Genomic DNA, 11321 nt, shown 5'->3' with positions numbered 1-11321 from the left:
CGCCGTCAGGTAGTTCGGGGGGTGCAGTTGTAGCACAATAGGTGCCATGACATCAGAGATCGACGGCGCGACCGGCACGTCAGCGAGCGTCCCGGCCCGACTGTGGCACTTCCTCCGGGGACCGCGCTTCATCGATCTGCCGATCCGCCTGCTGGCCCTCATCATGGGGTTGACGATCCTCGTCCCCGGCTCCTTCGAGATCACCGAACCCCGCTACGCACGCCTGCTCGTCCTCGCCTACGGACTCATCGTCTTGGCCGCGTTCCTGCCGCTGAGCATCGTCGTCGCCACGACCGGTCTGGGAATCGGGTTCTCCATGCTCTACCCGGACCTGGAGAACATGTTCCCCGAGGCGCTCATCCTCGCCATCGCGGTCCTCATCAGCCGCCGTCGCTGGAGCGGGTTTGCGCTGGGAACCCTCGGACTGGCCGTCTACCTCGGCGCATCGACCCGACTCGGATCCTATGACGCCGGCTTCGAAGGACTCACCGACCTCGGGTACGGCTGGCTGACCTACTCGATCCTCGGCCTGTGCGCGTCCTTCGTCGAGGCCCGAATCCGCAGTGAGATCGACCGCCGCGAACGCGCCGCCGTCGACCACCAGAAATCACTCGACGCCATGCGCGCCCGGTTCACCAGCGATATGCACGACACCATCTCGCACTCGCTGACCACCGAGTCCGCGATCATCCGCACCCTCGCGAAGGAAAGCGACTCCGAGACCGCCGACCGCCTCGTCGCCGAGCTGGCGCTGGTCAACGCCGAAGCCACCAAACGGCTCCGGCAGCTGGTGACGAGCCTGAGCAGGTGGGAGACCGAGAGCTGCACCGGGGACTCAGAGACCTCCCGGAGCCGATTCCGCGCCGAGGCGGAGCAGCTGGCGACCGCGATCGAAGACGGGTGCGCTGCCGGGTCCGTTCCCCTGACCACCGAACTCTCCCCGCTGCCGACCCATGCGACCGGAACGCTGTCGCACCATTTCCGGGCCGTCATGCTCGAGCTCGCCACGAACGTCATCCGCCACTCCGTCCCCGGCACCCCCGCCAGCCTCGTCGTCGAAATGCGAGACGGCAGCGGCAGCCGAGCCGAACTGCTCTGCCGCAGCACGAACGCATCCCCGACCGCGCTGACCCGGGCCCCGCGGTCTCTGTCCCGCCGTGCCACGGCCATGGGCGGCGTCTGCCGGGTGCGCGAGGACGAGACGAAGAGAACCGTCGTCGAGGTGGCCCTGCCGATCCGCTTCATCTCCCACTCCTCATCGGCATCCCCGAAAATGGATACCGCGCGGTCTTCCTCGCACGCAGATACGATCGACGTCGTCGACGACGACTTCGACATGAGCACGGACACACCCGTTGCGGACACACCCGCAGCTGGGGCACCATCGGCGTCGACCACCGGAATCGATCGCGGTGCCGCTTCGGGGTCGGCCGGCGGTGCCGCTTCACGACCTGGCACGGGTGATGCCGCCGCGACGAAAGCCGCCGACGATTCCACCCCCGAAGGTGCGGCCGGCAGCCACAGCAGGAACCACCGCAGCCAGGGGCAGCGCACGAGTGACCGCGACAGGATCGACGCCTGATGACGGCGCACACCTACCCGGCCCCGCACCGGACCTCGGAGGCGACCCCTCACGTGAGACCGGAGGCGACCACGCCGCAGGCCGACCACGACATGACCCCTGAATCCGCCGCGCGCACCTCCGTCCTCGTCGTCGATGACGATTCGTGGACGACACGAGCGGTGGCCGCGACGCTGGAGGATGCGGGTTCTTTCCGTGTGCTCGACCCCGTTCACTCCGGCGAGGAGGCCATCGCCGCCTTCGACGCCGAGCGTCCCGACCTCGTCCTCATGGACGTCAACATGCCGCCGGGAATGAGCGGCGTCGATGCGACGGCGGCGATCATCGACCTCGACCCCGACGCCCGAGTCGTGCTCCTGACGACCGTGTCGCCCGGGCCCGGAATCGCCCGCGGACTCGAGGCCGGCGCACTCGCCGTGGTCAACAAGACGGCAGGGGAGAGGGAACTCGTCTCGATCGTGCGGGCCGCCTCGGCAGACGAGAGCCCCGAACTGCTCAAAGGCTTGGCCGAGGACATCGTCATCAGCGGTGATCAGCTGCCCGACGCCCCCGGCGCGGCACCGCAGCTGACCGCGCGCGAGATGGATCTGCTCACCCTGCTCTGCCAGGGACATGGCTACGAAGAGATCTCCGACGCCCAATCGGTGGCCATGTCCACCGTGAAATCGCACGCCCGCAACCTCCGCCTCAAACTGGGCGCACGCAACCTCGCCCAACTCGTCGTCCGTGCCCTCCAGTTCAAGTTCTTCTCCCCGGAATGACCCATCCCGCCGAGGCGGATCGTCCGGTTCCTTCCGCCCCGCCGAGGCGCGCGGTCCTGACGACGCAGACCCTCCCGGCCGCAGCCGACCATGGTCGGCCGTTGACTACAGTGGGAGCATGACCGACACCGCGATCCTGCGACTGTCCCGCCTGATCCGGGACACGGAGGGGTTCCTCCTGCCGCTGACCGAGATGGCCGGCGACGTCGTGGTCGCTCGAGTCGAATTCGGCTTCGACCTGCCGACGACTCCCACGCAGACGACGGCTGCACCGCACGCCGTCCCGCGAACTGCACCCCACTCCGGCCCGCCCACTGCTCCGCACACCGGCTCGCTCGCCCGCCCGCCCGCTGCTCCGCAGACCGGCTCGCCTGCCGGCCCGCCCACCGAGGCGGTCGGCCACGCCTCCCTGGCCGGGACCGTCGTCCTCGTCACCGAACCGGTGAGCAGTCCTGCCGGACTCGATGCGGTGCTGGCCGGCTATGCGGGCGCCGCCGCCCTCGTCGTTCCGCCCGGAACGCACAGCCACCTCGGCGACGGGGTCGAGCTGCGGGGGAGTGAGGGCCGGGTTCCGGTCCTCCTCGAACGCTCGCCGCATGTGACCTGGTCGGAGATCCTCGTGCATCTGCGGCAACTCACGGAGGGCGCAACGAGCGCCCTGGCCTGGCCCGATGTCGACGACCTCAGCGCACTGGCCGCCGTCATCGCCGAGACCACGGGCGCATCGATCACGATCGAGGACCCGGCCTCGCGTGTGCTCGCGCATGCCAACCTCGGCGGCGAACTCGACGAGATCCGACGCGAGACGATCCTGTCCGGAGCCATTCCCGACTGGCGGATCGCCGAGCTCGAGGCATCCGGGTTCCTCGACACGATCCGCCGTTCGACCGACGTCGTCGAACGGCCCGCCGAAGGCACATCACCGGCCCGGTCGGTCATCGCACTGCGCAGCGAAGGCGAGCTCATCGGCACGATCTGGGCGGCCTACCCGGCCGAGGTCGACCCCGAACCGCTGCGCGAGGTGCTGCGCGACGCCGCCCGCGCGGCCCTGCCCGTGATGCTGCGGACACTGCGCCGGTCGCCGTTCGAGAAGCGCATCCGTCGGGAGGCGCTCGGTGCGATCCTCGCCGGTTCGGCCGACCTCGGTCCGTCGGCGACTCTCCTGTCGCTGCCGTTCTCCGGCAGCTTCTGCGTCCTCGCCTTCACCGAGGCGGCCCCCGACCGAGAACCCGTCTTGCGGTTCCATCTGCGGGCCGCCTTCGCCGATGCCGTGCTCTCCCGGATCGAGTCGGGCACAGGAGCACATCTCGCGGCGCTCGTGCAGATGAGGGAGCCGAGGGATGCGGCGCAGATCCGGGACCACGTGCTCTCTACCCTGCGCCGATCGCTGCCGAGTGATGAGGTGCTCAGCTTCGGTGTCGGCTCTCCCGTCGACCGCCTCGACGAGGTGCATCGTTCCTGGTCGGAGGCCGCCTACGTCGTCGACGCCGTGCACGGCAGGCGGCGCGGCATCGGCGGTCGCGGCCGGGAATCCAGGAGCGGAGGCTCTGCCGGCGGCGAAGAGTCCCCGACGATCGTCGGAGCGACCGCCGAGGATGCGGCCGCCGAGGTCATCGGACTGCGCGTGGCCGATACCCTGCTGGCCGCCGAGCGCGATGCGCACGGCGGAGAACCCACTGGGCGCAGCGGCGATATCGGCAGCGTCGCACGACCGGCTCGGGCGCTGGCCGGGCATGACGGGCAGCACAACGGCAGTCTGCTCGAGACGCTGCGGGTCTATTTCGCCACGGTCGGCAATTCCGCCGAGGCGTCCCGTCGGCTGCACGTGCACACGAATTCGCTGCGGCACCGCCTGGGGCGGATCGAGGAGATCACGGGTCTGTCGACGGCCGAGCCGGCCGAGAGGCTGTGGCTCGAGCTCTCGGTACTCGCCCACGATCGTGCGGGCGGCTGAAGGCTTGAGGAGTCGTGTCGTGGGAAACCGACAATCGATCCCCGGGAAGTTTGGTGAATTATTGTTCGTTCGTCGAGGTCGACCGTCCTAGAGTGACAGCAGATCACAAACAGAGGACGTCATGCCCAACAGTCACCACTCGATCGCCGACGGTCGAGCACGTGCGATCAGAGCGATCGCCGAGAACAGCCAGCCCCTCACCGACCGCACCCCCGAAAGCGCCTCCGCTCCTGCGGGCGTGCCCGCCCCGCCGGACGGCGTGCCAGCTCCGTCCGAGGGTGTGCCCGCCCTGTCGGAGGGCGTTCCCACACTCTCGGATCGGGAGCCCGTGCTCGGGCTCATGGATCTCGATGCCATCGACGCCGCGTTCGAGCGGCTCACTTCGGCGTTCGATTCGGACCATGAGGTGCTCCACGCGGTGGCCTGCAAAGCCGTGCCGCTGCGTTCGCTGCTCGAGCGCTATGCGCAGCAGGGCGCCGGATGCGAAGTCGCCAGCCCCGGCGAACTCGAACTCGCCCTGGCCGCCGGGTTCGCTCCCGAACGGATCGTCTTCGACTCCCCGGCCAAGACCTGGACGGAACTGCGTCGGGCCGTCGACTTGGGCGTGTCGATCAACGTCGACAACTTCGACGAACTCGCCCGCCTCGACCTGCTGCTGGAAGACAGACGACCGACCGTCGACGAAGCACGGATCGGAATCAGGATCAATCCGCAGTCGGGCACCGGCACGATCGGGGCGCTGAGCACCGCCACAGAGACGTCGAAATTCGGCATCGGACTTGCTGACCCCGGAGCCCGCGAAGCCGTGATCGAGGCGTACCTGGCGCGGCCCCGGCTGAATCAGATCCACGTGCACTCTGGTTCTCAGGGCATCAGCCTCGAGCGCGCCGCCGTCGGAATCCGCACCGCGGTCGACCTCGCGCAGGAGGTCAACGCGCGTGCCGGGACGCGGCAGATCACCCGCATCGACATCGGGGGAGGCCTGTCGGTGAACTTCGACGGCGAAGACATCACCCCGACCTTCGCCGACTACCGAGCGGTGCTCGAACAGCAGGTCCCCGACCTGTTCGACTTCGACATCGTCACCGAATTCGGGCGTGCTCTGCTGGCCAAGGCCGGCACCGTCCTCACCCGCGTCGAGTACGCGAAGACCAGCGGCGGGCGGCGCATCGCCATGACTCACGCAGGCGTCCAGGTAGCCACCCGCACCGCCTACGCCCCGCACGACTGGCCGCTGCGGATCCTGCCGTTCACCGCCGACGGGGAACCGAAGATCGCCGAGGCGGTGCCCACGGATGTCGCCGGGCCCGCATGCTTCTCCGGGGATCTGCTCGCCAGGGACCGTTCGCTGCCGCGCCTCGACATCGGCGACCTCGTCGCCGTACCCGAGACCGGCGCCTACTACTTCTCCAACCCCTTCTCCTACAACCTGCTCCCGCGCGTGCCCGTCTACGGGTACCGCACCGCGGACGGGGGCGAAGCGCGATTCGTCGTCATTCGACGGGGCCAGACGATCGACGAGATCCTCGCCGAGGCGGGGCCGCAGTGGTGATCGGCGCGGACCCGAGGGCTTCAGGCGACGCTCAGGCAAGGCGGCTAACAATTCAGCAAACTTTCATGAATGAGCTGTGCGAGAGTGTATGGTGCCTTTAGTCTCGACAGCAGGTGACTGAACTCTGAGCAGCTCGCCGAAGTATCTTGACCCCCGAAGAGGAGATCAGAAGATGAACATCAGACGGATGACAGTTGCGGCAGTCGCCGCCGTGGCGCTGGCGCTGACCGGGTGCGGCTCGGACGGCGGCAGCGGTGGAGGCGGTGAGACCACCGACGACCTCACGCTCGGCACCGGCGGCACTTCGGGTACGTACTACCCTCTCGGCGGTGAGCTCGCTTCGATCTTCGAGGACAACGTCGACGGCGTGACCGTCAACTACGTCGAGTCCGGAGCCTCGGCCGAGAACCTCGGCAAGATCTACCAGGGCGAATGGCAGCTCGGCTTCACCCAGAGCGATACGGCCAACACCGCGGTCAACGGCGAGCTCGAAGACCTCGACGGGACGAAGATCGACAACGTCGGCTGGCTGGCTTCGCTCTACCCTGAGGCCGCTCACATCATCGTCCGCGAAGACTCGGGAATCGAATCGGTCGAGGACCTCAAGGGCAAGAAGATCGCGGTCGGCGACGCCGGTTCGGGCACGCGCGCCATCTCAGATGCCATCCTCGACGCCGCGGGCATCGGCGAATCCGACTACACCCCGGAGATCACCGACTTCGGTGCTTCGACCGACATGCTCGCCGACAAGCAGATCGATGCCACGATCTTCGTCGTGGGCACACCCGTGGCCGGACTGACCCAGCTGGCCGCGACGACCGACGTCAAGCTGCTCGGGCTCGACGACGATACGACGAAGACGATCGAAGAGGGATCGGGCGCGGAGTCCTACGACATCCCGGCCGACGCCTATGACTTCCTCGATGAGGACGTCCCGACCGTGTCCGTGTTCGCCTCCCTGGTGGCCTCGACCGATCAGGTCAGTGAGGACACCGCCTACAACCTCACGAAGGCGCTGTTCGAGCACACCGACGAGATCACTCTCGACGTCGGCAAGCTCATCACGAAGGACACCGCCATGCTGGGCGTCGGCGACGTGCCGCTGCACCCGGGCGCTCAGAAGTACTTCGAAGAAGAGGGCATCGAACTGCCGTGAGCGAAGATTCGACACCGACCCGGCCGTCCTCCGCGACGGCCGGGCCCGGCGCCGAAGAGGTGGCTGCCGGAGAACGCGCATCGGCCGACGTGCTCGCAAAGCATGACACCTCCAGCCGCTACCGCAAGGATCTCGGCTGGTGGGTCTGGGTGGTCGGCGGACTGTCCATCGCCTTCACCGTCTACCACCTCTATGCCGCCCTCGAACGGCCCTTTAACACGTGGATGCACACCTCGCTGCATCTCGCGGGCGCCACCGCGCTCATCTTCTTCCTCTACCCGCCCAGCCGTCGCCTCCTCGATGCGCCGGCGACAGGCAACCGCGTCGCCGACGCGCTGATCGGGCGCGGAAGCCGCATCCCCTGGTACGACGTGCTCCTCGGCTTCGCCGGACTCGGCTGCAATCTCTACGTCTTCGTCGAGTACACGCGCCTGGTGAGCAACTCCGTCCAGATCCTCGGCTATTCGAACCTCGACTACTTCGTCGCGATCCTCGGCGTTCTCCTCATCCTCGAAGCCACCCGGCGGTGTGTGGGCCTTCCCATCGTCATCATCGGCGGCATCGCCATCCTCTACGGACTCTTCGGCAACTACAGTCCCATCTTCACGCATTCCGGGATGAGCCTCGAGGACTTCGCGACGACGATGTTCCTGTCGAACGGGTCGGGCATCTTCGGCACTCCGATCCAGGTCTCGGCGAACTTCATCTTCCTCTTCCTCTTCTTCGCCGTGATGCTCGTGCACACGAACATCGGGCAGTTCTTCAACGACCTGGCCTTCCGTCTCACCGGCCGATTCACCGGCGGTCCCGCCAAGGCGGCTGTCGTGGCCTCCGGTCTCCAGGGCATGGTGTCGGGGTCGTCCGTGGCCAATACCGTCGCCTCGGGGTCGTTCACCATCCCGCTGATGAAGAGGTCGGGCTTCAAGCCCCACTTCGCCGCGGCCACCGAGGCGACCGCCTCGACGGGCGGACAGCTGATGCCTCCGATCATGGGTGCGGCCGCGTTCATCATGGCGCAGAACGTTCCGGATCTCGAATACAACGGGCTCATCGTCATCGCGATCATCCCGGCAGTCCTCTACTTCCTCGGGGCCTTCCTCTCGATCCACTTCGAGGCGAAGACCGACGGGATCCTCGGGCTGTCCAAGGCGAGCCTGCCTGACGGCAAGGAGCTGCTCAAACGCCTCGATCTCCTGCTGCCGCTGGCCGTCATCATCCTCACGCTCCTGTCGGGGATGTCGCCGATCCGCGCCGCGCTGTTCGGCATCGGCACCGCGTTCTTCCTCAGCTTCCTGCGCAAGTCGACGCGGATGGATCCGCGCGGATTCGTCACGCTGCTCGTCGAGGGCGCCCGCACGGCACTGCCGGTGATCGCGGCCTGCGCGACGGCGGGCATCGTCGCCGGCACGGTCACGGCGACCGGACTGGGCGGACAGCTCGGCAAGGGGCTGGTCGATCTCGCCGGAGGCAACTTCTTCATCGTCCTGGTCATGGTCATGATCGCCTGCATCGTCCTCGGCATGGGCCTGCCGACGACCGCGAACTACGTCGTCACGGCCACTGTCGCCGCACCGATCCTGTACAACAACTTCGATGTGCCGCTCATTGCGGCGCACATGTTCGTGTTCTTCTTCGGGATCCTCGCCGACATCACCCCGCCGGTCTGCCTCGCCGCCTATGCCGGCGCCGGCATCGCCAGGGCCAATCCGATGCGTGCGGGTGTCACCGCCGTGCGGATCGCCATCGCCGGGTTCCTCATCCCCTACGTGTTCATCCTCGAGCCGGCTCTGCTTCTCCAGGGCACGTGGCAGGAGCTCCTGTTGGCGCTCGTGACCGTGATCCTCGGCATGATCGGAGTGTCCTCGGGCCTGGCCGGGTACTTCATGGGTCGGGCCAACATCGTCGAGCGGGTGCTGCTGTTGGCCGCCGGGATCACCTTGATCTACCCGAACATCTGGGTCTCTCTCGTCGGTCTCGTCGTGCTCGTCGCAGTCGCGCTCATCCAGCGGCTGCGGAAGGCCACGACCACCACCGAGATCGCCGCCCAGAGGGCCGCGGCCACGGCCTGAAAACCTCATCGGTCCGCGATCCGTGCCGAGTGCACGGTTCGCGGACCGTTGTCATGTGTTCCGAGTCGCATGCGTCCTCCCGACCGTCTCGTACGAGCGCTTGCCAATTGTGCGGATCTCACAAGGCGACACGCCAGAAGTTGTGAGGTAGTGCTGCGATTTCACACCCGTTCCGGCATAGAGTGACAGACAACACATTTCGGCGGTCGCGGGCGGGGAACTCGTGACCTCGGTCCGGCCGCCGCAGGCAGGAGCCGCCTCCGGCGGCCGGAACCGAAGGGGTCCTATGGTCACTCAACACTCGCTGCGCCGCACCGTGCGCGTGGGCCTGCGCCGATGCCTGGCCGGCATCGCGGCGCTGGCACTCGCCGGATCGATGGCCACCTCCCCGGCGCAGGCCGCCACCTCGGAGGCGCCGGCGACTGAGAACGTGCTGCGGATCGCCACCGACGGATTCATCGATTCCTTCAACCCGTTCACCTCCTTCTACCTCGTGCCGACGAACACCTTCCGGTACATGTATGAGAACCTCGTGGCCAACGACGCCAAGGACGGCTCGGTCACCGAGGGACTCGCCACCGAATGGAGCACGGACTCCGACGGCAAAGTTTGGACCTACACGATCCGCCCGGACATGAAATGGTCCGACGGGGAACCGCTGACCTCGAAAGACGTTGCCTGGACCTACAACCAGATGATGGACAACGACGCGATGGCGGTGGCCAACGGCAGCCTCGTCGAGAACTTCGAGAAGGTCGAGGCCACTGACGACTCCACCGTCAAGATCACCCTGAAGAAGGCGCAGGCGAACAACCCCGGCCAGGAGATCCCCGTCGTGCCCGAACACGTGTGGTCGAAGATCGACAAGCCCAGCGAATTCAAGAACGACGAGAAGTCCGTGGGCTCGGGACCCTTCCAGCTCGACAGCTATGAAGCGAACAAGTCGATCACGCTCAAGGCGAACCCGAACTTCTGGCGCGGCAAACCGAAGCTCGACGAGATCCAGTACCGCTACTACACGAACTCCGATGCGCAGGTGCAGGCGATCCGCTCCGGCGAGGTCGACTTCATCACCGGCCTCAGCCCGGATCAGTTCACGGCACTCGAGGACGCGGACAACGTCGAACTCAACGACGGCGACGGCCGCCGCTTCAGCGGAATCTCCATCAACCCGGGTCTCGCCGACGCCGACGGCAAGGAATTCGGAACCGGCAGCGAGGCGCTGAAGGACAAGAAGGTCCGCCAGGCCATCCGTGCCGGCATCGACACCGAGACCCTCCGCAAGCAGGTCATGCAGGACTATGCCCAGCCGGCCACGAGCTTCATCCCCGCCGTCTACCCGGACTGGGCGCTGAGCCCCGACAACCCGGTCGTCAGCGGATTCGACGTCGACCGCGCGAAAGAGCTCCTCGACGACGCCGGTTGGAAGGAAGGCTCCGACGGCATCCGCGAAAAGGACGGCGAGAAGCTGCAGCTGCGTTTCCTCACCGATGCCGACGTTCCGACGGAGCAGAGCACCGCGAAGTTCCTGAAGCCGTGGATGAAGGACATCGGCATCGATCTGAAGAACGAATCGACCGATGCCGACACCGAGTCCGAACGCACCACCAAGGGCGACTACGACATGTACTTCTCGGGCTGGTCGATCAACCCCGATCCCGACTACCAGCTGAGCATCAACACCTGCGGTCAGCGCCCCGACGCCGAAGGCAACGGCGGCACCAGCCAGGACGGCTGGTGCAACAAGGAGTTCGACAAGCTCTATCAGGCTCAGCACGTCGAGCTCGACCAGGCCAAGCGGCAGGAACTCGTGCAGAAGGCACTGGCCATCCACTACGAGGAAACACCCTCGGTGACGCTGTGGTACCCGAACCAGCTCGAGGCCTATCGCTCCGATCGGTTCGAGAACTTCACCAAACAGCCCAGCGACGGCGGTGCCATCGCCAACCAGGTCGGCTACTGGGGGTATTCCTCTGTCGAACCCATCAGCGCAGGGGAGGCCACCGGCGGCGGAATGGGCGCCGGCGGTTGGATCGGCATCGGAGCCGCAGTCATCGTCGTCCTCGGCGGAGGCGGCTGGCTGCTCAGTCGTCGCAGGAAGTCCGACGACCGCGAATAGTTCCCTCGCCCACAGTCCGGGTGCCGCGCCACCCGCGCCACCCGCGCCATCCGCGCCGACTGCGGCATCTGCGCCACCCGCGCCGACCGCGGCACCCGGACCCACGGGCCTTCCCCCACCACCTGGAG

The 11321-nt window shown here is 67.1% G+C and carries 7 protein-coding genes; all 7 read left to right on the top strand.

Going from position 1 to position 11321, the window contains the following annotated elements:
• Window positions 1-46: 46 nt before the first annotated feature.
• Window positions 47-1582, top strand: a complete 1536-nt coding sequence (locus tag AD89_RS0115710) for a hypothetical protein (protein WP_025780438.1) — start codon at window positions 47-49, stop codon at window positions 1580-1582.
• A complete protein-coding gene (locus tag AD89_RS0115705) occupies window positions 1582-2343 on the top strand; it encodes a response regulator transcription factor (protein ID WP_025780437.1) in 762 nt (253 codons plus the stop codon). The genes AD89_RS0115710 and AD89_RS0115705 overlap by 1 nt, the downstream gene beginning before the upstream one ends.
• Before the next feature lie 118 nt (window positions 2344-2461).
• Window positions 2462-4297, top strand: coding sequence for a PucR family transcriptional regulator (locus tag AD89_RS0115700; RefSeq protein ID WP_025780435.1), 1836 nt, complete (start codon window positions 2462-2464; stop codon window positions 4295-4297).
• Between the two features lie 121 nt (window positions 4298-4418).
• Complete coding sequence (locus tag AD89_RS0115695) at window positions 4419-5849, top strand: diaminopimelate decarboxylase (protein WP_025780434.1); 1431 nt, start codon at window positions 4419-4421, stop codon at window positions 5847-5849.
• A gap of 187 nt (window positions 5850-6036) precedes the next feature.
• A complete protein-coding gene (locus AD89_RS0115690; RefSeq protein ID WP_081770511.1) occupies window positions 6037-7005 on the top strand; it encodes a TAXI family TRAP transporter solute-binding subunit in 969 nt (322 codons plus the stop codon).
• Entirely contained in the window at window positions 7002-9074 is a 2073-nt protein-coding gene (locus tag AD89_RS0115685; RefSeq protein WP_025780432.1) for a TRAP transporter permease, read from the top strand. Before AD89_RS0115690 ends, AD89_RS0115685 begins: the two co-directional genes overlap by 4 nt.
• Window positions 9075-9360: 286 nt before the next feature.
• Window positions 9361-11193, top strand: coding sequence for an ABC transporter substrate-binding protein (locus AD89_RS0115680; protein ID WP_155807492.1), 1833 nt, complete (start codon window positions 9361-9363; stop codon window positions 11191-11193).
• Window positions 11194-11321 lie beyond the last annotated feature (128 nt).

This window comes from Brevibacterium sp. VCM10, from assembly GCF_000583215.1.
Classification (GTDB): Bacteria; Actinomycetota; Actinomycetes; order Actinomycetales; family Brevibacteriaceae; genus Brevibacterium; species Brevibacterium linens.
The sequence above is the reverse complement of the archived record's forward strand: the minus strand, read 5'-3'. Positions and strand labels throughout refer to the sequence as shown.